This window comes from Microcoleus sp. D2_18a_D3 (genome assembly GCF_036702455.1).
Classification (GTDB): Bacteria; Cyanobacteriota; Cyanobacteriia; order Cyanobacteriales; family Microcoleaceae; genus Microcoleus.
Genome location: NZ_JAUBTK010000042.1, coordinates 17,652 through 41,806, shown reverse-complemented (window position 1 = coordinate 41,806; position 24,155 = coordinate 17,652). Strand labels below are relative to the sequence as shown.

Genomic DNA, 24,155 nt, shown 5'->3' with positions numbered 1-24,155 from the left:
TATCGGACACTATTAGTACATATTATACCAGAATGTTTCGCACCAATAACTGTAACCGATCGCCCCCTTAGAGTAGTATTAATTTCAGTTGTAAGGTGCGTCAGATATTGTAACTATCAATAATCGTTATAAAAGCTCACCTGACGCACCCTACAATTTAATTTTAGTATGCCAATTGCATAATAATTCCTGTTAGTATTAACTAACGGCTACAGCCTCCCCCAAAGGATGCTGCTGCAAAACCGCTTGCAAATACTTCCCAGTATAAGACCTCTGATTTGCCGCCACATCCTCCGGCGTCCCCGCCACAATAATCTCGCCGCCCTTATCTCCCCCTTCCGGGCCTAAATCGATCGCCCAATCGCAGCACCGAATCACATCTAAATTGTGTTCGATTACCAAAATTGAATTCCCCTTATCCACCAATCTTTGCAGCACATTTAACAAATGGTGAACATCATAAAATGACAAACCAGTCGTCGGTTCATCAATCAAATAAAGCGTCTTCCCAGTAGCGCGGCGCGACAGTTCCGTTGCCAATTTTACCCGCTGCGCTTCGCCCCCAGAAAGCGTCGGCGCCGGCTGTCCCAACTGAATGTAACCCAAACCAACATCAACCAAAGTTTGCAGTCTGGCGCCCGCCCTGGGAATATTTTTAAACATTTCCAAAGATTCCTCCACAGTCATGTTCAAAACATCAGAAATCGACTTGCCTTTGTACTTAACTTGCAGCGTTTCCCGGTTGTACCGTGCACCCTTGCAAACCTCACACTGCACGTAAACATCCGGCAGAAAATTCATCGAAATTACGTTCACGCCTTGGCCGCCGCAAGCTTCGCACCTTCCCCCTTTCACATTAAAAGAAAACTGCCCCGCTTTGTAACCTCTGGCCTTCGCTTCAATGCTTTCGGCAAACAAATCCCGAATCACATCAAAGACTCCCGTGTAAGTAGCGGGATTAGAACGCGGAGTGCGACCGATGGGAGATTGGTCAATTACAATTACCTTATCAATCACATCCTCTAAAGAACGTTCGCCTTTAGTTTTGAGGGCGTCCATATCGGGTGGTAAAGGCACTTTTTTGGTGATATAATGTTGCAGCGACGGGTACAGCAATTCATTGATTAAAGTTGATTTTCCCGAACCGGAAACGCCTGTCACACAGACCAGTTTTCCCAGGGGAATTTCTACATCAATATTTTTTAAATTGTTGCGCGTCGCATTTATGATTGAGAGAGCTTTGCCGTTGCCTTTTCTTCTTTCATTAGGCGTTTCAATTACTCGCTTTCCCGACAAATAAGCCCCGGTCAAAGATTCCTCGGCCGTCAGCAAGTCTGCTAAACTTCCTTGCGAGATAATTTTGCCGCCGTGAACGCCGGCGCCGGGCCCGATATCGACAATATGGTCGGCCGCTCGCATGGTTTCTTCATCGTGTTCTACGACAATCAAAGTATTGCCTAAATCCCGCAATTTTGTTAAGGTTTGCAGCAGGCGAAAATTGTCTCTTTGGTGCAAACCGATGCTCGGTTCGTCCAAAACGTAGAGTACGCCCGTCAAACCAGAACCGATTTGAGTCGCCAGCCGAATTCGCTGGGCTTCTCCGCCAGAAAGTGTCATTGCTGCGCGGTCTAAAGTCAGGTAATCTAACCCGACATCGAGCAAAAATTGCAGCCTTGCTTTGATTTCTCTCAGGGCTAAGTCGGATATTTGGAATTGCCGCTCGCTCAATCCCAAATTATTTACTCGTTCGCGACATTCGCGAATCGAAATACTCGTTAAATCCACAATTCCGTACTGTCCCAACCGCACCGAAAGCGCCTCTGTTTTCAAGCGCTTGCCGTGACAAACCTCGCAAGAGCGATCGACCCGATACTGTTCCAACTTCTGTTTGATCAAATCAGAACCAGTATCGTCGTACTGGCGCTGCAACATGGAAATTACGCCATTAAAATCTCTCCTCAAATCAGTGCTGGCGTCGCGCTTCTTATTTTCTGAGGTGCGCTTTTGCTCATTGCCGTACAAAATTACTCGCTGATGTTCGGGCCTTAATCGATACCAAGGAGTATCGATATCAAACCCGCAAGTATCAGCAATACTGCAAAGCAAAGAGAGATAATAAGAATTGTCTTTGTCTGACCAAGGCGCGATCGCACAATAAAGAGGCGCTTTCTCGTCGGGAACTACCAACTCCGGCGCAAAAGCCCGCAAACTCCCCAAACCGTGACAGTTTGGGCACGCGCCGTAGGGCGAATTAAACGAAAATAACCGAGGGGAAAGTTCTTCCATTACCGCGCCGTGTTCGGGACAAGCAAAGTTTTCGGAAAATACGATCGGCCCCTGTGGTTGGGAATTTTCTTCACTCGGTAACTCTTCAATAATCGCAATCCCCTCAGAATGGCGCAAACAAGTTGCCAGAGAATCAACTAAACGTTCTTCTAAACCGGGTTTTTTAATTAACCGATCGACAACTATCTCGATATTGTGCGTATGATTTTTATCTAATTCGATATTTTCCGAAAGTTCTAAAATTTCTCCGTTAACTTTGACGCGAATAAATCCTTCCGCAGCTAAACTCGACAATAATTTGCGGTGAGTGCCTTTTTTTCCGCGCACAACTGGTGCCAGAAGGTGAAAGCGAGTGCCGTCGGGAAGTGCCATGACTCGATCGCACATTTCATCAATTGTCTGCGGCGCAATGCAGCGATCGCAAATCGGACAGTGCGGTTCGCCGGCTCTGCCGTAGAGCAATCTGAGATAATCGTAAATTTCTGTAACAGTGCCAACAGTCGATCGCGGGTTGTGAGAAGTTGACTTTTGGTCGATCGAAATAGCCGGACTCAAGCCTTCAATCGCGTCCACATCCGGTTTGTCCAACTGTCCCAAAAACTGGCGCGCGTAAGCGCTGAGAGACTCCACGTAGCGGCGCTGCCCCTCGGCAAAAATTGTATCGAAAGCGAGGGAAGACTTACCAGAACCGGAGACACCAGTAAAAACGATCAGGCGATCGCGCGGCAGTTCCAGATCGATATTTTTCAGGTTGTGCTGTCTGGCACCGCGAACCCGAATCGTATTTTGGTTGTTAGAGTGAGAATTCGTCACATTATGCCCGTTGCGGGATGCACTTGGCTGGCTGTTTGAGGTTTCGGCGCGTTGGGACATGAGAGTAGTGCAAAACAGTGCTTAACCATCTTAGCGCTGCCGATCGAATAGCTGGCATCCAAACTCAAGAATATCAAAGAATTGTCAAATAAGTTTCCGTCGGCCCGTCGGGCAAAACCTTCAAACTTTGATGCTTCAAATCCACTTCAATTCCCAGCGCTTCCATCGGAATCACGCCTAAAAGTGGCGTTTTCCCCTCTGGCAATTCCAAACACTCAAAAGTCCCTTCGCGCCCGCACAGAGAAATCGAAGCATCCCGAAAAATCCTCGCCTCACTAATGCCCGTGGCTGTTTCCACAACTACTTGCTTGAGGATTTTCAAACCCAGTCTGGCGATGACATCTTTAGGCAAACACAAAGTTGTCGCGCCCGTATCCACCAAAACATTTTCTAGAGTAACAGACCTCACTTGCTCGATGGGAATCAGATTATCTTCTGCTTTCCCTTCATCCAGCCGATTCGTAATTACTAGGGTTGTGATAACTTTCCCCATTTGATTTTCAGTAGCTGCTTGCATAACTTTCATAATACAATAAATCACTGCTTTAATTTTAGCGCATATTTCCACATATTTGAAGGCGATGCACTCCCCATTCTGCACCGCCAACTAGACGAACATCTCTGACTAATTTTTCAAATTATTGCACGCCAATAAACTTATGAGTTTGCAAAGATAACCTATAACTAGGATTTTGTTTCAGCAATTCTAAGATAATGGGAATCGCTGAATCTTTCGAGTTCCATTCTGGTTGCAAAAAAACCGGAACATTCACATTCTTTGGCAAATACTTGTGATAAAAATCTACTTCTTCGCCAGTGCTAATCACTAACTTAATTTCATTTGCTCTAGTCCAAAAAAGCTCTTGCACCGGATATTTAGGATTGACGTGTTCCTTCGGAGAAAGAGTAATCCAAGCCAGTGGCGAAACATCCTGCCAGCAAGCACCCGAAGTTTCAATACTCACCTGCTTGTCAGCTTCTAACAAAGCTTCAACTAACTCAGGCAAATCGCGGTGAATGAAAGGTTCGCCGCCAGTAATTACCACTCTCGGAGACTGCAATTGAGAGAGCAATTGTGCGATCGACTGCGGTACAGACGGCAAACCTTTGCCCCCATTGGCATAACCGGTGTCACACCAAGGACACCGGACAGGGCAACCGGCCAATCTGATAAAATCAACTAAAGTCCCCGTCCAGTAACCTTCGCCTTGAACAGTACACTGAAAAGTTTCATGAATTGGTAATTTTAGTTGTAAATTAGACACCCGAAGTTACGCCTCAAATCAATTAATTACGTTGTTTAGATATAATATTCTTAAATTGTTATTTCTTCGCGGTTTGCAGCAAATAAAAACAGTCCTGAACCTATAAACGGGGTTTATGAAAAAAAATTATCTGTTTGATCCCAGAAGCTTGACTCAGAAATCGGGTTTCTTCATAGCTTTTGTATGAGTCCTTAGAAATCCACCACAAACCGCAAATAACTCTTTAATTATCCTGTTCAGGTTCCATCATGGTAGCCCAACGGCGTTTCAATGCCAAAGTCAGCCCGTCAGCAATGGGGACAACACTGAGAGTAACTCTGGGATCGTTACGCAATTTGTCGTTGAAACTACGAATGGCGGTGGTGCTTTCGTCTTGTACTTGAGGATCAGCAACTCGTCCAGACCACAGAACATTGTCAATTACAATTAAACCGCCATTGCGTACAAGTTGCAGCGATCGCTCAAAATAAGCCTCATAATTTTCTTTATCGGCGTCGATGAAGGCAAAATCAAAGGTTCCTGCTTGTCCCTCGGCTATTAGTTTGTCGAGAGTATTTATTGCTGGGCCCAACTGCAAAGAAATCTTATTAGCAACGCCCGCAGCTTCCCAATACCGTCGTGCGATCGCAGTATATTCCTCGCTGACATCGCAGGCAATAATCTGACCGTTTGAAGGCAGCGCCAAAGCTACGCACAGCGAGCTATAACCAGTAAAAACGCCAATTTCTAAGGTTTTTGTCGCTCCCATAAGCTGCACCATTAGCTCCATAAACTGACCTTGTTCGGGAGCAATCTGCATCTGGGCCATAGGATGTTTAGCAGTTTCTTCCCGTAGTGAAGCGAGAATATCTGGCTCCCGCAGAGAAATAGATAACAGATAATCGTAAAGTTGATGTTCTAGGCCAAGAGTTGAGTTCGCCATCGGTTTGTCCTTGCTGCTGACTTTTGATTTTAGATTGTAGACGCGCAGTTAATGGAAATCGGAGACTGTAGAGTTAATTTTGGCACCTATTTTGCTGTGGCTGATGACAGGTTGCAGTAGCAGTGTCTCGGTTACACAGAGGCAACTTGCAAAACGCGCGCTCTACTTCCAAATCAGTTTATCTCAGCCACAGGTGATTTAGCACCTCTGGAAAAGAAAAATGGATAGAGGGGAGTATTTTGAGATTGCTGCTTTTCTAGCACCGCGTAACGCCGTTAGTGATACGACTTCAAAAGATTAATGCAACTGTAGACAAGCTGCAAGCCCATACATAATAAGCTATTGCCCATCTCAAATTTCAAATAAATCTCAAATGGTATGAGTCGGGGAAAAAGTGACTTCATCCCGATCGCGAAGTAGACAAACTGCGAAAAACATAAGTATGTCATTGCCAGTGAAATGAAGCAATCCCGGAGGCTGTGATTCGTTTACATTTTGTTACATTGTCAAGTTTTTTCGTGTCGCTCTACTTAATCCCGAATGACTAATTATTGAGGACTTACGCACTCCCAAAAAACAAACCGTTTCATTTAACTCTTATTAATGGGTTAAAGCCGATGTATTTTCCTGAAACAAACTAGGGGTCGGGAAATCCTGGTGTCCCGGAGTATTACTATTCACTAATAAACTGAGTTTAATAGGACGATTACTTAACTGTCACAGCTTATTCCTCCACACCTAAACAAGCTACCCACAATCAAAACAACATTCCACGATTCAGGTAGAGCAAGTATTTGTGGGAAAAAGCCAGGTTTCTAGCAACCCTTGACCCGCACTATTACTCATAACTAAGGAACCGGGATTAATAGGACGATCGCTTAACTGTCACAGTTTATTACTCCAGACCTAAACCACCTACCCACAATCAAAACAACATTCCACCAAGGCGATCGCTATGTATTACACTTTCGCAGGTTTTGGTGCCGTCACAGGCATATTTTTGCTGCTAGTTTTTGCCATTCTGCAATGGTTGCACGTCCCTGTCGGCAGTTTTATTGATTGGGTAATTGCCATTGCTATTTTTGAATGGCTGTTGCTGATAGTTACAGTTCCCTGGAATATCCACTTTGAAGCAAAAGAAGTTTTAGCGCAAGCCGCAGAATCGACTAAAAAAAACATTGCTGTCGATCGGGAACAAGTCAAATACGTTACTGTATTAGTTAGCCGATCGCTCTTTGCGGCGATCGCACTTCACCTGTTTACCGCGATCGCACTTTACGCCCTAGCCGCCGCCGGAATTAGTGCTATTGGCTATCTCAGTTCCGCTGCTGCACTGCTGTTAACTGTACTGCGTCCAGCTATCCGAGGTTATCAGTATTTAGCCCAACGGCTGACAACTATCCGCCGCCAATTTTTGTACCCCCGCGAAGATATTGTCGAACTCCGCAGCCGCTTTGCAGTATTAGAATCTACAGTTAAAGATTTGAGCAATCAAATAAGTTCAGACAATCCGAATTCGTGGGTGGCTGTCCAAAATCGGGAACGGGAAGCTATCAGAAGAGAATTAACTACTTTATCCGCATCTCTACAATCTTTGCAAGCGACAAATCAGGCAGAACACACTAAACTGAGAAGAGATGCAGAAAGTGCGATCGCCCAACTCACCGATGACGGACAATTTCTCAACCACGTCCGCGAAATCATCCGCTTCTTTAAAGAATCGTAAAGTCAGTTGATAGTTGACTGTTGACAGTTGTCTGTTGACTGTTGACAGTTGTCTGTTGACTGTTGACTGTTGACTGTTGTCTGTTGTCATTAGTTACCAATGCCCGATGCCCGATGCCCAATTCCCAATTCCCAATCTTTAGATAGATGCCAAATAGTCGTAAATAGTGAAAATTTTAATAAAAACAGAATTTTCTCACTCTTGAGGAAGACTCAATAAAGGTATTTTCCCTAACCGCAATTTTTCGCAAACTATAACCAAAGATAGTTTGTGAATGAGCTAGCTTTGGCATAATATTTAAATATAGCGCAAAGACCTTTTTGAAAAGATAACTCAGGAATAAATCATGACTAATCGCCAACCAATACCCCCCAAAGAAGAAGTTAGCAAATCAACACCGGCCGACGAACAAATCGAAGCCAATATGGAAGCCCCCCACTACGACAGGGGCATTACTCCTGCGGAGACAGCAGCGCGGCAAGACCGCGAAGGCGCTAACTTCATGCACACAACCACCGAAGCGAAGCAGAAAAGTGCAAAAACTGATGACCAAACCGATGACGAAAGCATTCACACCACAGATGGTTATACAGTAGACCGAGAAGGCCTGGTTAACAATTACGCGGTCGAACCGGAAATGTACATCAACGAACCGGGCGATTTGAGAGCAAAAGAAGAAGCCGAAGCAGCAGAACGCGCTCGAATTCTCGCAGAAATCAAAGATAAAAAAGGCGAGGAAGGAAAACTGACAATGGATGCAGACACCCGTGGCAAAGGGCCGGGCATTATCTAGATTGTGTGGTTGGTAGTTGCGTTTCAGCGCGCGAGGTTGCAACTGCAAAGCACAGGGGCGGGTTTTTATAGTTCCGGCAATTATCGATCGATATTTCCGGTAAAACCCGCCCCTATTTTGTTTTGCACATCTGTTTTTTGAGTTGAGACTTTACATCGTACATCTTGCACCAATATCAATAATCCTTTTTTGGGCTGGGTCTCCTGCCCAACCCCTACTCCTCACAATAAAACTCATTCTTTGTGGAACAGGCCGGAAAGCCTGTTCTTGAGAATGGTGCAAGATGTGAGTTACATCGTACACATCTCAATTACCCTCTCAATCGGCCAGTTTTCACACCCAGCTCAAAAACGCCTTAAAATTCCTCAAGCTTTAACATTTTCCCTCAGCCAATTAAACTTAGCCTCAGCTAGCGCCAAATTTTCCAGAACGTTAGGATTGATATCCTCGCGTTCAAATTCTGGTTGATCTAATTCAATATTGCGACCATATTCTATATGTCGGATCGTACCGCGCATCCTGTCTGCCAGACACAGTGAAATTCCATAATAAAACCGGGAAGCAAAGCCCATATCGTTTTGAAGTTTGATTACTAACTGCCGCCTCGGAATTGCCAGCAAGTGAGTTTCTTCGATCGCCTTCACCGTTGCCAAAGGAGGGCGAGCATCAATGAAAGAGACTTCTCCCACCAGTTCTCCGCTGGCTATTTTAGCGAGTTCTCTAGTCCGCTCAGCCTCGATTAAAACGCTCAAACTCCCCTTCAAAACAATGTAGAGCGCATCTATTTGTCTCCCTTCCTGGATCAAAATCCCGCCCGGATCTAGAACTTCCTTTTTGCCTTTTTGAACGATCCAGTTGATATCGTCATTATTTAACTGGCTCAAAATAAAAAGTGCTTTTTTTCTGCTGCTGTCGGCCATAAGTTTTAGCTCTCGATCGCTTCTTCTTTATATAAAATATAGATGGGCGCGATCGCAACTTCTTCCGAAGCAGTCCTCGCTCAATAAAGTTTTTCTTATCCTGCCTAACTTCTTCGCAGAACCCATATCGGACAGGCTTTGCCAATAGCAGATAAATCACGCTGAATCATGATCTCTCAATACTAGCATTTGTTAAACAATCTTTTTTAACTCGATCAACCTCCCCAACCTCCCCCGAAATTCCCGTCTCAAAAGGAAGTGGGTTCACCCGCCCAGCTTGGCTGCGGGATGGGGCGCGGTAGACAATGCTCCGCGCCCAGTCTTGCTCACTAAATCGATCGCAAATCAGGATAGCCGGCCAACATATCGTCAGCAGTCAGAGTGTCCCCATTCGCTTGAGGAGTCCACAGCACCTCAACCGCCAGCAACTGCTCGCTCGATACTCCCCCAATCTGGCGCAAAGCTTGGCGCAAATCTTCAGAGTTTTTCACTGCTGGCAATTGCAATTTACCTTGAGTACCCACAATCACCGTCACCACAATAAATTCCCCAGGATCTGAATTCACATCAGAAGTCACCAGCGCCCCATTTTCCTGCAAACCTGGCAGGATATTGCTGCTCCCTGCTTGCCGGAGCTGATTGTTATAATTCGAGAGCGTTTCTTCAGTAAATTTACTGCGTTCTGCCAAAGAAAGTTGATTAAACTTAGCTTCGGCTGCTTCCAAGCGAGTTTGCACAGATTCAGCGCCCGCGTAAACCCAGTATTCAGGATGCCGCAGCAGCGCCAGAGTAGATTCTTGCAGCACTTGAGCGCGACCGGCTGCTGTATCGGTATCCGCTTTTCGCGCTAGGGAGTCGAGTTCGGCTTGCAAACCACGGGCCTCTGCTAGCAAACCAACTTGCAAGCGGGCGACAGATACAGTGGTAGTAGGGGCACTGTTGCCCAGTTCGTCAGTTCCGCCCCCGGCGCGGCGGAAGCTTTGGACGAGGAAATTAGCGATCGAAATAAAAATCAAAATCGAGAACAGGCCGCCAAAGCCGCCCCCAAAGCCAAAAAACGGCAGCAAGAACGGGAAACCGAAGCCACCGCCAAAGCCGCCACCATAGCCGCCGGGGTAGTAGCCTCCTCCCGACGGCGCGTAAGTGCGACTAGGAGACGAGTAACTGCGCGCCGGAGCACTAAAAGATCCGCCGCCGATGCGTCCGCCGCTGCGGGCAGCCAGAGCTCCATCAGCGTTACCCAGGGCTAGCGTCAGTACCAGACCGATCGCAAATAGTGATTTCAAAAGCGGTTTCATCTTTGAAATTAGTTGCTTGTACATAAGACCGTTACTATTCGATACATTTATAATTTACAGTCTATCCTCGCTTCTGGGCAGCCTGGTTATAGGTGTGAAGCCAGCGAGATATCCGTACCAACAGATCCAAGAAGCAGCGTTAGGGCTGTGTCTGGGAACGGGAAAGGCTAGAAATGACTTGCATTCCTGACTGCGAACAATGGACATCGCGGGTTTTACAGAAGTTTACTTAAGTCCAGGGCGATCGGCCAACAATAAGCTCTAGACTTTTAAAGAAACGCCGCGAGTCCTCAAAAACAGGGCTTTATCTACCGTAAAAAAAACATTATGTTTCCAACTCACCGCCCCCGCCGCCTCCGCAACCATCCCCAACTCCGCCGGATGGTACGCGAAAATATCTTGACAACCAGCGATTTAATTTACCCCCTATTTGCCGTACCGGGGGAAGCTTTTGCTAAAGAAGTCACATCGATGCCGGGAGTTTACCAGCTATCGGTAGACAAAATAGTAGAAGAAGCAAAAGAAGTCTACGACCTCGGCATTCCCGCTATTATTTTATTCGGCATTCCCGCAGATAAAGATACAGACGCGACAGGTGCTTGGCACGATTGTGGCATCGTTCAACAAGCGACGGAAGCAGTTAAAAAAGCTGTACCAGATTTAATCGTCATGGTCGATACTTGTCTGTGCGAATATACCAGTCACGGTCACTGCGGCTATTTGGAAGTCGGAGATTTAAGCGGCCGCGTCTTGAACGATCCGACACTAGAATTGCTGAAGAAAACCGCCGTGGCTCAAGCTAAAGCCGGTGCAGATATTATCGCACCTTCGGGAATGATGGACGGTTTTGTCGGAGCAATTCGCGAAGGATTGGACTCCGCTGGATTTGAAGATATTCCCATCATGTCTTACGCGGCAAAATACGCCTCAGCTTATTATGGCCCATTCCGAGATGCAGCAGAGTCTGCTCCGCAATTTGGCGATCGACGCACCTATCAAATGGACCCCGGAAACGGCCGCGAAGCTCTGAAAGAAATTGCTCTCGACATTGCCGAAGGCGCAGATATGCTCATGGTTAAACCCGCTTTAGCTTACATGGACATCATCTGGCGCGTGAAGGAAGCAACTAACCTGCCAGTTGCTGCTTACAACGTTTCTGGGGAATATGCGATGGTGAAAGCCGCCGCCCTCAACGGTTGGATAGACGAAGAAAGAGTAGTGATGGAAACTTTGACAGGATTCAAGCGTGCTGGTTGTGATTTGATTTTGACTTATCACGCCAAAGACGCCGCCCGCTGGCTGCAAAACTGATTCACTTGATTTGAGATTAGAGATTAGAGATTTGACTCCACACCACAATCTTCGGGTGTTCTTGTGGAGTCAACACCTGATACTTTTAATCCAGACAATCTCCGACAATCGGCGAAAATCTGAATATAGCACACTCATCAGACAGGTCCCAGAGCATGGTGGTATCCCACAAAGCTTTGAGAAAAATCCCCAAAGCACCATTAAAATCGCGAGGTATTTCATAACCGCAGTTGGGACATCTAAAAGTTTTAGAGCCACCTAACTTCTTATGAACATGACCGCATTTTGTGCAAGTTTTGGAAGTGTATTCCTCTGTTACTCTAACTAATCTCGAACCGTAACGATTACAGAGATGTTCTAAAGTTTGCGAGAATTTATAGAATGCCCAAGTCATCATCGCCCTCGCTGACTTAGAATTAAGTTTGCGACTACCTCTTGCCACCATTTGAGAAGTTTCAAAACTGGGCAAGTAAATAACATCATAATTACGAGCTAAGTAACTTGCTACTTGTTTGTGGATTTCAGACCGCAGATTTTTAATCTTCGTCCTCACCCTTTCCATAGCTTGTTTTAATCGATAGCGTAATCGAGAAAACTCGCTACCTTTTGAGCGGCTAAGTTTTGATTGCATCTTATCCAAGTGTTGACACAACCTAGCAATCTTCCCAAAGTCATGTTTCCCAAATTCACTAAAATAATTGCCATCAAATCCGGTCAAGAAACAACGCAGTCCTGGATCGAGTGCGATGGTTTTTCCACCATTTCTCGGCTCCGGGATATCCATCTCTACGGGCATATTCACGAACCAGCGTCCCTTGTTATAGGTAACTTCTACGGCTTTGTCGTACTTAACTAAGCAATAACCTTGTCCAGTCCAGAGGGGCTTTTCCAGGTGTTTGCTAGCATTAGCCATTACATGACCATTCTTGTAATCACCCGGGTCGAACTGAATTGTTTGTTTCTGGGAGCGGATTGACCTGAACCGAGCTAACTTCAGTCCGACTAAAGGATTGGGTTTTGCCTTTTTTCCTTTACCTAATTGAGCGGGCTGCTTGTCAGTCTTCTTCCAAGCTGTATAAGCCTCGAAAAGGGCGTTATCCAAACTGTGTGCTATTCCTAACTCTTTACACCATTCCGGGATTATCTCGTAATCTAGAGTTTTGCAAAAACTCCGAAATGCTTGCTTGCCGGAAGTTTTCCCAACGGGCTGATTAGTCTTTTTATCTACAGTGTAGTAGGTAAACTTTCCCTGGTGTTTATTCAGGTAAGCGATTGCATTATTATACACTTTTCGATTGGCATGAATCCTCAACATCCAGACTTTCTTCGTCTCCCCCTTTGGATAGACTCGGTACGTCAGAGTCTTCAATGATTTGCTTTTTGTACTTCCTGAGTCCGTAGAGTCGGCAACTGAAGACGTGGATGATTGCGAGTATGTCTTCAACCATTTCTCTTTCTGGACTAAGTGAACTATTGTTGAGAACCAAAATCTTACACCCGCCCCGCTCCGCAAACCATGAGATAATATCGAATCCGAACCGACACAATCTATCTTTTGAGGCAACGACAACCATTCCGATGTCGCCTGTGTAAATGTGTTCCAGTAAGGTGACAAGACCTTTTCTTTTGAAGTTGATGCCACTCCCGATGTCTTGGATGATTTCGCCTCCGGGGTAGTGAGACAGAAGACAGTCAGGCTGTCGGAGAAGGTCGGCTTTTTGACTTCGACTGCTAACTCTGGCGTAGAGGATGGTTGGCTTAGTAGATGGAATATTGACAACTGAGTCTCCGTCGTAGCGTCGCTGTCCTGACGGCGTTCGGTACGCTTTGATTTTCCCTTCTTTCTCCCACCGCTCAAGGGTTTTTGAACATACTCCAAGTCGTTGAACAGCGATTCTTGGTGGTACATATTTGGACATATTAGGTTTTTCTGTGTGAATCACTCCATCCTACAATAATTGTCTAGCTTGTTAGGGAAATGTCTAAGAAAAACTCCTCCTAGGGATACCTCTCTCGATAGATGATTTTTGAGCAATTAGGCAAGACACTAGCTATAGCTTACGCTTACTGATAAACGACGCCTCGAAACCGGGTTTTTACCGTTTCAGTGGGCTGTAACGGAGATATTGCACCATTCTCAAGAACAGGCAAGATGCCTGTTCCACAAAGAGTGAATTTTCTTGTGGAACAGGCATCTTGCCTGTTCATAAAAAGCTTATTGACAATGGTGCAACATTTCTGTTGTAACGAAGTATTGCTATGAAAAAACCCGGTTTCTCTGTAGACAAACTCCCAACCCCTAAAAAATCTGTCATTCCCCATCTAAAATCTATAATCTCAAATATCAAATGGTATGAGTTATAAGTTGGGAATTTTGAGTCAAAGACTTTTTTTCAAAATTTACCCCAAAAAGTATTAATCATCACCGAAATTAGTTAGAAAATATGTATGAATAAAAATAGTTTTGTAAATGGGGAATTCAACCATTGATCGTTCCCAAGCAAAATTAACTTTCACTCGTGTAAAACAGTAAAAGTAACACAGTTGAGATACAACTTCAAGGCAGATTGAGCATGACATCAACGACTAGGGATTCCAGTCACATTCAATTTTGTATAGGTCGCGATCGCGCCGACATCGTACAGATCCAAGAACTATTTAAAGCCGCCGCCTTTTGGGCGAGGGAACGCAAGATAGAAGATTGGGAAATTGCGATCGCCAACAGCGAACCAGTTGTTACAGTTTGGGACGGATCACGGGCGATCGGCTTTGCCAGAGCCACCTCAGATGGCATCTATCGAGCCACCATCTGGGATGTCGCCATTCACCCGGATTACCAAGGTGCAGGACTCGGCCGCAAATTAGTGCAAACCGTCTTGAGTCACCCTCGGATGTGCCGAGTAGAGCGAGTTTACCTGATGACAACTTACAAACAAAGCTTCTACGAGCGCATCGGTTTTCAGCAAAACGCTAGCACCACAATGGTACTTGAAAATCAGCTTCTAGAAGAGAATCTCGAATTAGAAATTAGCAACGGCGAATTGCTAACTGCTAATTGTTAAATAATCACCCGATTGGCACCAAAATCTATAATATGTAGGGTGCTCTTCGGCGCACCTTACTACTTATAAATTACCCACAATCAGGACACAGCAGTGCTGTTTCCCTACAATTCCGGCAATCAGGACATACCCGTGCCGTTTCCCTACAATTAATCGAGCGATAGTTATATTAAATCCGTTAGGATCGCAACGATCTAAATGGAGGAAACGGCAGTGCCCTGTCCCTACAATGTTCTCTCCCTTCTTCCTTCTTCCTTCTTCCTTCTTCCTTCATCAGAAAGTTGCCAAAGGAATAGAACACTGAGTCCGGTTAAAATTGCACTCTTCGGACTCAGAAGGCACGGCCAGAACCTCCAACTTTCCGCTCATCAAACTTAAAAGAGTCTGATTCATCAATAACCTCATTCCCGAAGACACCTGAGAATTATCGCTGCTCTTAGTAATATCACACTCCAAATCGTGCTTCAGCAAATCCCAAGACTCGCTCCAAGCACTCACTGAACGCTGATCGTCCACCCAAATGTGAACATATCCCGATTCCGGCGAAGAATGCGCCGAAACAGAAATACTCCCCTCCTCCATCTGAGCAACAGCAGTATCTACCAAATTGACTAAAACTTGCCTAAACCTCGGCAAATCTGCCAATACATAAATCCCCGGATCTGGCGGCAATATCTCCAAACGAATGCCGCGATTAGCAGCTTGCAAGTAAGTTAAATCATCAACCTCGTCAAAAACCTTAGCTAACTGAATCGGCTCAATATCCATCCTTTCAGTGCCGTGTTCAGTTTTAGCAACAGAGATAATTTCATCTATTAATTTCACCAGCTTGAGTGCCGCGACGTGAGCTTGCTCGACAAACTCTCGTTCCTCAGCAGGATCGTCGCACAAATCCGAGAGAATTAATTGCAGCGTACCAATCATAGTGCTCAGGGGCGATCGCAACTCGTGAGAAGTTCGAGCCAAAAAACCAGCCTTAAATTGGCTCATCTCCGATGCCATCTGATAAGCCAATTGAGTTTGCTTAAGTTGCTCGGAAAGAGCATCAAACTTCTCTAAGTGAATTTCTTGAGGAGGTGGGGCTACTTTGGGCGTCGGTTCGGGCTGTTGCGAGCTTTTTTGCCGCAGGCGCCAAATCAAACTGCTTCCCAAACCCAGCCCCAGTCCCATACCTAAATATATAAAGTTGCTCCAGCCGATCGGCGCCATATTGCTTTGCCTTGGAGTTTAGCTTTTAGCATTCTAACTCGATCGTGCCTTGTCGCAATATTTCCCACCCGCTGCCCGTCCATTTAGCCACAGTCGAAGGCAAACTCGAAGCTGTTGTCGCTGTTGCTAATTCCGAAGGAACTAATGTCAAGACTTCGGGAAACTGAGCCTCAATTTCTGCCACCGATTCCAGAGGCGGCTGACCGGATAAATTAGCACTGGTAGTAGCCAAAGGGCCTGTCTGCTCTAGAATCTTTAGGGCAAGGGGAAAGTTAGGAACTCGTACTCCGATTGTAGTTGGGTCGATCGAATTCATGGCCGCCGGGACTTTTGGCGAAGCCGGCAGTACCAAAGTTAACGCCCCCGGCCAATAGGATTCTGCCACTTGCTGCCACAACTTTAACTCTCCTGGACTCCCCTGCACGTAAGGCCATAAAGCCTTGGCCGATGCTGCCATCAAAATCAGCGGTTTGTCTTGACTGCGGCGTTTAGCTGCAAAAATCAACTCCGAGCGATCGGGACGCGCAGCCAAAGCGGGTACAGTATCTGTAGGAAAACTGACGATATGATTACCAGAAATTGCCCCTTCAACTAGGGCATCGATCGAAACTTGTGTCATGCCATTTTAGATTTTAGATTTGAGAATTGCGGCATATTCTTGAACCCTAAAGACGGTAGGCTAAGGCAAACCGATCGACTCCTGCTAAATCAGAAAATATCTGAACTTTGCCATAACTCCCGTGACTTTCGAGCATATCAGCTACCGCCTCAGCCTGTCCCGCCATCATCTCAACCAACCAAACTCCCCCGGATTCTAAATAATCGGGAGCCGTTTCTACCAAATGCCGGATGCAATCTAACCCGTCCAAACCGCCGTCTAAGGCCAGATGAGGTTCGTGCTTCAAAACTTCCGGTTCCAGAGTCAGCACCGTGCTGCTGGGAATGTAAGGGGGGTTAGACACCATGCCGCTGACTTGACCTTTGAGAAATTCTAGCGGTTCCCACCACAAACCTTGATAAAAATTAATTCGCGATTCAAAGCCCAAATTCTCAGCATTCAGTCGAGCAACTGCCAAAGCTTCCGAACTGCAATCTACCGCATAAACCCTAGCATTTGTCAACGCCGAAGCCAAGCCGATCGCGATCGCCCCGCTGCCCGTCCCCAAATCCACCCAATGCGATTTGGTCAATTCTCCCCCCCGAAGCTCGGAGAAGTTTAAATCTTCTCCCCCCCTTAGTAAGGGGAGGTTGGGGGGGGTAGATTTTTGATTGATATTTTCTGCTTCTAAACGGCTTTTAACAGCTTCCACAGCCAAATCGATCAGCAATTCTGTTTCAGGACGCGGAATTAGCACCGCCGGCGTTACTTTGAGCGAAAAATGTCGCCAATGTGCAACTCCCGTTAAATACTGCACCGGCACCCGTTCCTGCAAGCGCCGCTGCCACAATTGAGCAAGTTCCGATAAAGACAACTTTAATTCAATTTTTGGCAAATCTTTAAACGACTCCAAACGCAGAGCCAACCTATCCAAACCAGCCAGCTCTTTCAGCAGCCAGTCGATTTCTGCTAGGGGAATGTCATAGGCGATCGCCTCGGTTTTAGCTTGATTCGCCCATTCCCAAAGCTCTAAACCAGAAACAAACATAAGACTTTTTGGGAATTGGGCATCGGGCATCGGGCATCGGGAATTGGTAACTAATGACAACAGACAACAGTCAACAGTCAACTGTCAACTGTCAACTGTCAACTGTCAACTGACTAAATATTAGCGAGCTGGAGCCGGAGCTGGAGCCGGCCGAGCTGGAGCCGGAGCAACCTGTGGATTTTGGCCCGCACCGGCAGGTTGGAGCGATCGCACAAATTCCAACGACTCCCGCGAGGGAATCAACATCATTTGGGTCAAAAACGGGTCGTTCTCAGTACGCAAAGCTTCCAAAACGCTCTCCAAGTTCACCACCTCAATCTTAATTGTGGCAGTCACGTTCGGCTGCTGCTGCTTAAAACGATCGACCATTCCCTGTAAATCCTCCTTGTTAAAAAACAAGGGAATCACCTCTTGCTGACCCCGCTGAATCGTCAAATAACCATTTTCGGCGCCGCCTCTTGCCAAAAATAGAGGTACACCGTTGAACTCGTTAACTTGTTGACCAGTCTGCTGAAGTACAGTTTTAGCTGACTGCACCTGCTGCTGCGCCGGAACGAAAGCAAATTGCACTTCCTCCGGCTTGCCTTTATTTGCTTGAGTGAGCTGATAAATTTCCCCCAGCGACACGGGCATCACGCGCACCGTGGCCGCCAACTGAGGATTTCTGGTTTTCAGTTGATCGACAAAAGCTTGAGCGTCTTTCTGGCTGATGAAAATTCCCGCCACGGAAGCATTACCAGTTTGACCCTGACCCTGCTTGGGAACAGAAGCGACGAGGGGCGCACCCTGAGCGTCTGTAATCGTAAATACCGGCACCGAGCGCAATTTTTCCAAAATTTGCGGCTCCGGCAGTGCCAGTGCAGACATCTTGCCAATTGGGGAGGGGCCCAGCAGAGTGCAGCCGACAATTCCCAATATTGCGCCCAAACGAACTAATGATTTCATGTTTTTTCCATCAGGAGCGATCCTGAAACACATTAACGCAAAGACTGGCGACTTAACACGATCGACAAAAACTGCCTCAATTTGTTTTCATTTTGACAAAATGTAAACATCAGAGACAGTTCTGCTTCAATCTATTATTTAACATTGTGCGATCGGGATGACAGGATTTGAACCTGCGACATCCTGCTCCCAAAGCAGGCGCGCTACCAAGCTGCGCTACATCCCGGTGTTATCGTTAGCTAACCTCTAACCATTAACACACAAAACCGCTTGCTTGTCAAGCTTTATTAAATATTTAGCTCTCGATGCAGCTAAGGCGAAGTTTTTTTTCAGGTTGTGCGGTTTGACCCCACCCAAAAACCGATACCAGCCCCTGACTCCTATCGTGATCTGCTCAAATCGACTGACAATACTTGCACAGCTTTATAACTGCCCTGATGCCGGGATACATCCAAGCGTAACTGAGGGCAGCGCACAGGTGCAGTCGGTGTTGGCAGCGTCAATATTGTATTGTATTTCCTCAACAAATCAACGCCGACTGGCACCTCGCTCGCTAATCTGGATACCAAAACATACCCTTAATCCCCTCTGGATCGGACATAAAGCCCAAATTGCGGTAAAAATCCACCACTTGAGGGTCAGCAAATAAGGTAATGTTGCTGATATCTTCACTGCGGAGTTTTTTAATGATGTATTTCATCAGCGCCTTGCCCATGCCTTTGCCCTGGTAGTCAGGATGAACTACCACATCCCAAAGCGTGGCATTAAAAGCATGGTCTGAAGTCGCTCTGGCGAAACCCACCAGCCGTCGCTGGCTGCCCCGCATCTCCCACATAGAGACGACTAGGAAGCTGTGCTGAATAGCTTTTTTGACTTTACGCAGGGGACGGCGGGACCAACCCACTGCATTACAAAGTTCTTCGAGTTCGTAGAGGTCAATGTCCCGATCGCAACTGAAAAAGATGCGAGCGTTTCCGCTGGCGGGCTTGCGAAACGTTGGGGAAAGCGGATCGCCTAACCCAACAGCCACATCTTCCTCAAAATCCGCTGTTTGGGGTACAGAGGCAGACTCAGAACTACTAAATAAGTTTTTCCAAAAACCCATGCAGGCGCGGTTAAGGTAGTAGAAGTTGGACGACGAGAAAGAGAACCAGACAGATAAACCCACTCCGATCGGCGTAGGATCAATTGCCGGTAGCCTCTTGAGGAACAGTTTACGGTACACTCATCTTACGCCGAAAACAGGGATTTGTCGTCCAACATTGAGTCTGCGCTTTTTTGATTCTGTCAAGTTTGGTAGAACTGTTCTGCTAGCCAGTGCCCGGACAACCCGCTTTTAAGGTAAAATTTGTTGCCGAACCAGGACAGAGGCATATTGGGAAATGCTTCTTTTGAGTGCCGGCGATCGCGCCGGAACTTATACCCTTGGTGGGAAATACCACTGGAATGGCGCAACGTGACATTCTCGTGATAAGTTCTCAGACAGATTTGAGTTTTGCTTTTAGTGAGGAGACGGGCACAATTTAAGTCGAATCGTCGAATCGAAAATCCCATTGCCATAAGGCATGGAAGAGTCAATACCAGTATATCTCCCGCACCTTCTCCTCAATTATGGCTTCGGGTTTAAAACCATCCACACTAGAACTTCTCAAGCGCTTTAACCGAGCGTTTCCGCAGTTTTATGAGCAATTTGTCAGCAGCGAAATCCAGTTGCAAAACCTCAAATTAGCTTACCAGCTTTACAAAACTCGGCAAGCAGTCATCGAAATCCGAGCCGAAGGTAACAAAAGTGCCCTGCATTTTGCTTACCGGAACCAATCTTTTCTATTGAGCGATATTTTTGGAGTGCTCGCGGCCTACGGACTGACGATTCACAGTCTGAGTCTGTACGGTCAAATTTACCCGCCGATGCTGGTATTTATCAAATTGGTCGTATCTCGCGGTGGCAAGGTACTGGCAGATAAAACAGCAGAAAACGTCTGTAGAGCCGTTCGAGAGGCATTGGCGGGACATTTTGAGGTTGAAGAGATGTTGGCGGTGGAATTTAATTTAGACGCGGGTTTAGAAGATGTGGCAACCGAATTCTACGTCGATCCAGTTTTCCACTTGCCAGCTTTGCTGATTGAAGCCGATAATCAACCTGGACTTTTTTACAAAGTTATGTATGCCATCTGGCAAGAGGATTTGTTGGTCGTAAATGCTAATTTGCTAGTTTGGCGGGGGCGAACTCGCCTGATTCTCTATTTGTTGGGCCCCAATGAAAGTTTAATTCCCGAATATCTGGGGCAGAAAATCGCTGAGGGGGTGCGACAAAGATTGCTGGGCGAGCGATTTTAGGGCAAGTTGCCGATGATCCCTAAATAACTAGATTTCTATAAGTAGACATTAGTTTGCAGAAGTTTTCCAGTGAGATAGGATAAAAAGCTCGGCAACATTGTTCCTACAAGCGAGTGTAGATAAGCTGTTCTGCATCTAAATCGTATTTTTTGTGCGGGATTTCTGGCTAACCCCACACGAACTTTATCAAATTTTAGTTCACAGTTTAAATGTGCAACAGCTTAGCGGTTTTCATAAACATGAGACACGCCCAAACGATGTTGTCAAGCTTTTTAAGTTTTACAGCGCCTACTTACTTAAATAAGCTCGCGGGACTACACGCAAAAGTCGCAAATATCCGCAAAAATGCGCTCAATAAAATTACGTCTCACCTCGCCCAAAACTAGGGATAGGTAACGCTAGCTAGAGAATTAAGAGATTAAATAATTGTTGAATGCTAACAATTTAGTTGGTTTAATAGTTGAAGGTAGGAGGTACGAATTTAATTGGTAACTATCCTACAAAAAAATATCTAATTTGACACTGGAATACCGAGGCTTGACGACTTTCGACTCGGCTAAATATGGGGAAATTATTGCCGCAAAATGCCCTTAAAAAATCGCGCTGATGTATGTCCCCTTGCGCTCGATACAGCAGACAGAAATTTGAATACTGCAAAAAACATAGAACGCTGGTTTGAAGGAATATTTATTCTAGACCGATCGCATAAAAGGGCAAGCTATGCCAAGATTGCCCGTGCAGTGGACAAAAGTAGCCTCAACGACCGCGCGTTGCAGCAGGAAGTAAGCGCTAAATCGATAAAGTTGAGTCTTTTTGACTTAACTTATAACGCTTCTTGGGTAGATGAGGTAAACAATTCAACTGAAAAAACTTGAGAACACAGGGTTTCGGCGTACTCTCTCTTTCTGAGAAAGGCTATACATAGGTTTACATAGGTCTTATGGAGCGGGTAGGATAAAAGTATGGCAACAATCGACATCCTAGGGGTTCGGCACGCTTACGATTTGACGGCTCCGACTGCAACTTCCCCGGTTCTGGTATTTGTCCACGGCTGGCTGTTAAGCCGCCACTACTGGCAACCTTTGACCGATCGCTTGGCACCAAACTATCAGTGCCTTACCTACGATTTGCGGGGGTTTGGCGATTCTCAATCGGACGCAGGCGACGATCGCCCATGTTCCGAACCGCTAAATTCCTGCTACACTCCGGCAGCTTACGCTCGCGATTTGGAACTTTTACTCGAAAAACTCGATATATCTTCTGCTTGGCTGGTGGGACACTCTCTCGGCGGTACGATCGCCCTTTGGGGAGCAAGCAAATTCTCCGATCGCGTTAAAGGCGTGGTCTGCATCAATGCAGGGGGCGGCATCTATCTTAAGGAAGAATTCGAGCGGTTTCGAGCGGTCGGCAAGCAGCTAGTGACAATGCGTCCCGGCTGGCTGCCTCGCTTGCCCTTAGCAGATTACGTGTTTGCCCGCGATTCTGTAGCCCGCTCGATCGGCAGATCCTGGGGACGGCAACGCTTAATAGATTTCGTGGGAGCTCATCCAGAGGCAGCTTTGGGGGCTTTGTTGGACTCCACCACAGAAGCCCAGATTCACCTCTTGCCACAAATTGTCTCCCAACTCAAGCAGCCTGTTTATTTTATTGCCGGTACTAAAGACAAAATTATGGAACCAAAATACGTGCTGCATTTGGCTAGCTTTCACTGGATGTTCCAAGGTGGCGGCGAGAATGTCCTTCAGCTTCCCGATTGTGGCCATTTGGCAATGGTGGAACAGCCGGATGCAGTGGCTAGTTATCTGCAAAATATTCTTAAACAACACACTTAAAGGGCATTGCGTAAAGCGAAACCAAGGAATGGGGCATTGGGCAGATATCCGGTTCGGGGAAGCGAAGCTTCCCAAATAGAAAGTTACAAGTTAAAAGTTAAAACATTTTTCCCTGTTCATTCCCTCAACATCGCTCCGTAAAATCACGTACACAATCCGTAAAATCCCGTACACAATCTGTTGCTGAACTTCCTTCGCCTAAATCTGTTATCTTAAATAGATAACTCTGCCCGATCGCCCTCTTGGGACAGACGTTTCGATTAAATAGTGGCTTTCAACTCTAAATTCTAATTCTGCTTAAATATCTGTGCGCGTTAACCTCACCGATCGGCAACAACACATCCTTTGGGCAACGGTTCGCCACTACATAGCAACAGCGGAACCCGTTGGCTCAAAAGCTTTGGCTGACGAATTCAACCTCAGCGTCAGCCCAGCTACAATTCGCAATGCGATGGGGACTCTTGAAAAAGCTGGACTGCTTTATCAGCCCCACACTTCGGCAGGACGAGTCCCCTCTGACTCCGGCTACCGAATTTATGTAGACCAGTTGATTCAGCCGTCTGATACGCTGGCCCGCAAGGTGGAACAGGTACTAGACCAACTCAATTGGTCGGATGGTCGCATGGACGCGGCACTCCGTGGCGCTGCCCAAATCCTGGCAACTATCAGCGGTTACATAGCCATGATCACCATTCCGCAAACCAATATGGCTTGCTTGCGCCACTTGCAACTGGTGCAGCTAGAGCCGGGAAAGGTGATGCTGATCGTGGTAACGGATGCCTACGAAACTCAGTCGGTTTTGGTGCAGTTGCCTTCAGACGCAGAAGGTAACAGGCCTGATGCCGAAATTGTCGATCGCCAATTGCAGATTTTGTCGAATTTTTTGAACAGCAAGTTGCGGGGACGATCGCTCTCGGAACTCTCGGCTGTAGACTGGAGCGAGTTAGACCGGGACTTTGAGCTGTACGCTGAGTGGATGGAAACCATGCTGACTGCTTTGAGCAGCCGCCAAACCAATCCAACCTACACGCGGATTCTGATCGGCGGTTTAGCAGAAGCGCTGCGCTTGCCTGAGTTTTCGCAGTTGCAGCAAGTTCAAACCCTGGTGCAACTGCTCGAACAAGAGCAAGAACTGCTTTGGCCTTTGATTTTTGAATCGCCTGAGTTGGACATCCCCGGAAAGCGGGTAACGGTGCGTATTGGTTCGGAAAATTCTTTAGAACCAATTCGTGGCTGTACTCTGATTTCTTCGACTTACCGCCGGGGATCAGTGCCGGTGGGTAGTGTTGGGGTTTTGGGACCGACGCGGATGGTTTACGAAAATGCGATCGCGGTTGTGGAAGCTGCGGCGGATTATTTGTCAGAAGCTATTGGTGGAAATCGAGTGAGTTTTCCTGATGGCGATCGAGGGCGATCGGATAATCCGTTGTTAGATGCACCCTAATTTGATAGCTCCAAGCTTAACTGGCTTGGGGTTTTATTGTCTGTGGATGTACTCGCAACCTTTAAAAACCGGGTTTTGTGATAAAAAACCTAGGCTTTTATACTCTTCTTGGGCCAAGAAACTAAAGCATCGCGCTTGACAAGAGAGTTTCCTAAATAACCCGGTTTCTGTGTCCATGAGCGGCTCGGAAAGTGGCAGGAGTGGCGGGCGATCGACTTTCCAGCGATCGCGAGAAAGAGATGGCGATGGTGAGCGATCGGGCATTCACAGAAAGTAATCGCGGAGC

21 protein-coding genes and 1 tRNA gene are annotated in these 24,155 nt (G+C 46.5%); 8 read left to right on the top strand and 14 right to left on the bottom strand.

The window, feature by feature from the left end; all coding sequences use genetic code 11:
* Positions 1–198: 198 nt before the first annotated feature.
* The 4 genes from uvrA to QUB06_RS19390 all read right to left on the bottom strand — a co-directional run bounded on the left by uvrA (position 199) and on the right by QUB06_RS19390 (position 5,346).
* Positions 199–3,159, bottom strand: a complete 2,961-nt coding sequence (gene uvrA, locus QUB06_RS19405; protein WP_333436637.1) for an excinuclease ABC subunit UvrA — start codon at positions 3,157–3,159, stop codon at positions 199–201.
* Positions 3,160–3,232: 73 nt separating this feature from the next.
* Positions 3,233–3,676, bottom strand: coding sequence for a retroviral-like aspartic protease family protein (locus tag QUB06_RS19400; RefSeq protein WP_333436636.1), 444 nt, complete (start codon positions 3,674–3,676; stop codon positions 3,233–3,235).
* Between the two features lie 121 nt (positions 3,677–3,797).
* Positions 3,798–4,424 carry a 7-carboxy-7-deazaguanine synthase QueE gene (locus tag QUB06_RS19395; protein WP_333436635.1) on the bottom strand — a complete coding sequence of 209 codons (627 nt, stop codon included), beginning with the start codon at positions 4,422–4,424 and terminating at the stop codon, positions 3,798–3,800.
* Between the two features lie 223 nt (positions 4,425–4,647).
* Positions 4,648–5,346 (bottom strand): class I SAM-dependent methyltransferase, encoded by a 699-nt coding sequence (locus QUB06_RS19390; RefSeq protein WP_333436634.1) that lies wholly within the window; start codon positions 5,344–5,346, stop codon positions 4,648–4,650.
* 955 nt (positions 5,347–6,301) lie between these two features.
* Here QUB06_RS19390 and QUB06_RS19385 point away from each other — a divergent pair.
* Entirely contained in the window at positions 6,302–7,072 is a 771-nt protein-coding gene (locus tag QUB06_RS19385; RefSeq protein WP_333436633.1) for a hypothetical protein, read from the top strand.
* A 346-nt stretch (positions 7,073–7,418) separates the two neighbouring features.
* Entirely contained in the window at positions 7,419–7,865 is a 447-nt protein-coding gene (locus tag QUB06_RS19380) for a hypothetical protein (protein WP_333145148.1), read from the top strand.
* A 365-nt stretch (positions 7,866–8,230) separates the two neighbouring features.
* On the opposite strand, the gene QUB06_RS19375 is transcribed toward QUB06_RS19380, so the two are convergent.
* The gene (locus QUB06_RS19375; protein ID WP_333409661.1) at positions 8,231–8,785 is read right to left on the bottom strand and encodes a cyclic nucleotide-binding domain-containing protein; all 555 of its coding nucleotides are present in this window, start codon (positions 8,783–8,785) and stop codon (positions 8,231–8,233) included.
* A gap of 329 nt (positions 8,786–9,114) precedes the next feature.
* Positions 9,115–10,107, bottom strand: a complete 993-nt coding sequence (locus tag QUB06_RS19370; protein ID WP_333436632.1) for a DUF1517 domain-containing protein — start codon at positions 10,105–10,107, stop codon at positions 9,115–9,117.
* Between the two features lie 303 nt (positions 10,108–10,410).
* On the opposite strand from QUB06_RS19370, the gene hemB reads away from it, so the two are divergent.
* Entirely contained in the window at positions 10,411–11,394 is a 984-nt protein-coding gene (gene hemB / locus QUB06_RS19365; protein WP_333107810.1) for a porphobilinogen synthase, read from the top strand.
* Positions 11,395–11,479: 85 nt separating this feature from the next.
* On the opposite strand, the gene QUB06_RS19360 is transcribed toward hemB, so the two are convergent.
* Positions 11,480–12,709 carry a transposase gene (locus QUB06_RS19360; RefSeq protein ID WP_333436631.1) on the bottom strand — a complete coding sequence of 410 codons (1,230 nt, stop codon included), beginning with the start codon at positions 12,707–12,709 and terminating at the stop codon, positions 11,480–11,482.
* The gene (locus QUB06_RS19355) at positions 12,675–13,313 is read right to left on the bottom strand and encodes an IS607 family transposase (RefSeq protein ID WP_333436630.1); all 639 of its coding nucleotides are present in this window, start codon (positions 13,311–13,313) and stop codon (positions 12,675–12,677) included. The genes QUB06_RS19360 and QUB06_RS19355 overlap by 35 nt, the downstream gene beginning before the upstream one ends.
* A 654-nt stretch (positions 13,314–13,967) precedes the next feature.
* On the opposite strand from QUB06_RS19355, the gene QUB06_RS19350 reads away from it, so the two are divergent.
* On the top strand, positions 13,968–14,456 hold the full coding sequence (locus QUB06_RS19350) for a GNAT family N-acetyltransferase (protein WP_333053288.1): 489 nt from the start codon (positions 13,968–13,970) through the stop codon (positions 14,454–14,456).
* A 273-nt stretch (positions 14,457–14,729) separates the two neighbouring features.
* Here the strand turns inward: QUB06_RS19350 and QUB06_RS19345 are convergent, their stop codons facing one another.
* The 6 genes from QUB06_RS19345 to QUB06_RS19320 all read right to left on the bottom strand — a co-directional run bounded on the left by QUB06_RS19345 (position 14,730) and on the right by QUB06_RS19320 (position 19,361).
* Positions 14,730–15,665, bottom strand: a complete 936-nt coding sequence (locus tag QUB06_RS19345; protein ID WP_333436629.1) for a sensor histidine kinase — start codon at positions 15,663–15,665, stop codon at positions 14,730–14,732.
* A gap of 25 nt (positions 15,666–15,690) precedes the next feature.
* Positions 15,691–16,284 (bottom strand): L-threonylcarbamoyladenylate synthase, encoded by a 594-nt coding sequence (locus QUB06_RS19340; protein WP_333436628.1) that lies wholly within the window; start codon positions 16,282–16,284, stop codon positions 15,691–15,693.
* 46 nt (positions 16,285–16,330) lie between these two features.
* Positions 16,331–17,311 carry a HemK/PrmC family methyltransferase gene (locus QUB06_RS19335; RefSeq protein WP_333436627.1) on the bottom strand — a complete coding sequence of 327 codons (981 nt, stop codon included), beginning with the start codon at positions 17,309–17,311 and terminating at the stop codon, positions 16,331–16,333.
* Between the two features lie 120 nt (positions 17,312–17,431).
* The gene (locus QUB06_RS19330; protein WP_333436626.1) at positions 17,432–18,256 is read right to left on the bottom strand and encodes a Tic22 family protein; all 825 of its coding nucleotides are present in this window, start codon (positions 18,254–18,256) and stop codon (positions 17,432–17,434) included.
* Positions 18,257–18,408: 152 nt separating this feature from the next.
* Positions 18,409–18,482, bottom strand: a tRNA-Pro gene (locus QUB06_RS19325).
* 327 nt (positions 18,483–18,809) lie between these two features.
* Positions 18,810–19,361, bottom strand: a complete 552-nt coding sequence (locus QUB06_RS19320; protein WP_172187348.1) for a GNAT family N-acetyltransferase — start codon at positions 19,359–19,361, stop codon at positions 18,810–18,812.
* Positions 19,362–19,867: 506 nt separating this feature from the next.
* On the opposite strand from QUB06_RS19320, the gene QUB06_RS19315 reads away from it, so the two are divergent.
* The 4 genes from QUB06_RS19315 (at position 19,868) to hrcA (ending at position 23,869) form a co-directional block, all read left to right on the top strand.
* Positions 19,868–20,593 (top strand): hypothetical protein, encoded by a 726-nt coding sequence (locus tag QUB06_RS19315; RefSeq protein ID WP_006631881.1) that lies wholly within the window; start codon positions 19,868–19,870, stop codon positions 20,591–20,593.
* Positions 20,594–21,237: 644 nt separating this feature from the next.
* Complete coding sequence (locus QUB06_RS19310) at positions 21,238–21,468, top strand: hypothetical protein (protein ID WP_333436625.1); 231 nt, start codon at positions 21,238–21,240, stop codon at positions 21,466–21,468.
* An 87-nt stretch (positions 21,469–21,555) separates the two neighbouring features.
* Positions 21,556–22,425: an alpha/beta hydrolase gene (locus QUB06_RS19305; protein ID WP_333436624.1), complete on the top strand. Its 870-nt coding sequence runs from the start codon at positions 21,556–21,558 to the stop codon at positions 22,423–22,425.
* 301 nt (positions 22,426–22,726) lie between these two features.
* The gene (gene hrcA / locus QUB06_RS19300) at positions 22,727–23,869 is read left to right on the top strand and encodes a heat-inducible transcriptional repressor HrcA (RefSeq protein WP_445251403.1); all 1,143 of its coding nucleotides are present in this window, start codon (positions 22,727–22,729) and stop codon (positions 23,867–23,869) included.
* The last annotated feature ends 286 nt before the right edge of the window (positions 23,870–24,155 follow it).

Excerpts from the sequence above, each read along its gene's own strand:
- uvrA (WP_333436637.1), bottom strand. The coding sequence starts at position 3,159 with ATGTCCCAACGCGCCGAAACCTCAAACAGCCAGCCAAGTGCATCCCGC.
- QUB06_RS19400 (WP_333436636.1), bottom strand. The coding sequence starts at position 3,676 with ATGCAAGCAGCTACTGAAAATCAAATGGGGAAAGTTATCACAACCCTA.
- QUB06_RS19390 (WP_333436634.1), bottom strand. The coding sequence starts at position 5,346 with ATGGCGAACTCAACTCTTGGCCTAGAACATCAACTTTACGATTATCTG.
- QUB06_RS19385 (WP_333436633.1), top strand. The coding sequence starts at position 6,302 with ATGTATTACACTTTCGCAGGTTTTGGTGCCGTCACAGGCATATTTTTG.
- QUB06_RS19380 (WP_333145148.1), top strand. The coding sequence starts at position 7,419 with ATGACTAATCGCCAACCAATACCCCCCAAAGAAGAAGTTAGCAAATCA.
- QUB06_RS19375 (WP_333409661.1), bottom strand. The coding sequence starts at position 8,785 with ATGGCCGACAGCAGCAGAAAAAAAGCACTTTTTATTTTGAGCCAGTTA.
- QUB06_RS19370 (WP_333436632.1), bottom strand. The coding sequence starts at position 10,107 with ATGTACAAGCAACTAATTTCAAAGATGAAACCGCTTTTGAAATCACTA.
- hemB (WP_333107810.1), top strand. The coding sequence starts at position 10,411 with ATGTTTCCAACTCACCGCCCCCGCCGCCTCCGCAACCATCCCCAACTC.
- QUB06_RS19360 (WP_333436631.1), bottom strand. The coding sequence starts at position 12,709 with ATGTTGAGGATTCATGCCAATCGAAAAGTGTATAATAATGCAATCGCT.
- QUB06_RS19355 (WP_333436630.1), bottom strand. The coding sequence starts at position 13,313 with ATGTCCAAATATGTACCACCAAGAATCGCTGTTCAACGACTTGGAGTA.
- QUB06_RS19350 (WP_333053288.1), top strand. The coding sequence starts at position 13,968 with ATGACATCAACGACTAGGGATTCCAGTCACATTCAATTTTGTATAGGT.
- QUB06_RS19345 (WP_333436629.1), bottom strand. The coding sequence starts at position 15,665 with ATGGCGCCGATCGGCTGGAGCAACTTTATATATTTAGGTATGGGACTG.
- QUB06_RS19340 (WP_333436628.1), bottom strand. The coding sequence starts at position 16,284 with ATGACACAAGTTTCGATCGATGCCCTAGTTGAAGGGGCAATTTCTGGT.
- QUB06_RS19335 (WP_333436627.1), bottom strand. The coding sequence starts at position 17,311 with ATGTTTGTTTCTGGTTTAGAGCTTTGGGAATGGGCGAATCAAGCTAAA.
- QUB06_RS19330 (WP_333436626.1), bottom strand. The coding sequence starts at position 18,256 with ATGAAATCATTAGTTCGTTTGGGCGCAATATTGGGAATTGTCGGCTGC.
- QUB06_RS19320 (WP_172187348.1), bottom strand. The coding sequence starts at position 19,361 with ATGGGTTTTTGGAAAAACTTATTTAGTAGTTCTGAGTCTGCCTCTGTA.
- QUB06_RS19315 (WP_006631881.1), top strand. The coding sequence starts at position 19,868 with ATGGCTTCGGGTTTAAAACCATCCACACTAGAACTTCTCAAGCGCTTT.
- QUB06_RS19305 (WP_333436624.1), top strand. The coding sequence starts at position 21,556 with ATGGCAACAATCGACATCCTAGGGGTTCGGCACGCTTACGATTTGACG.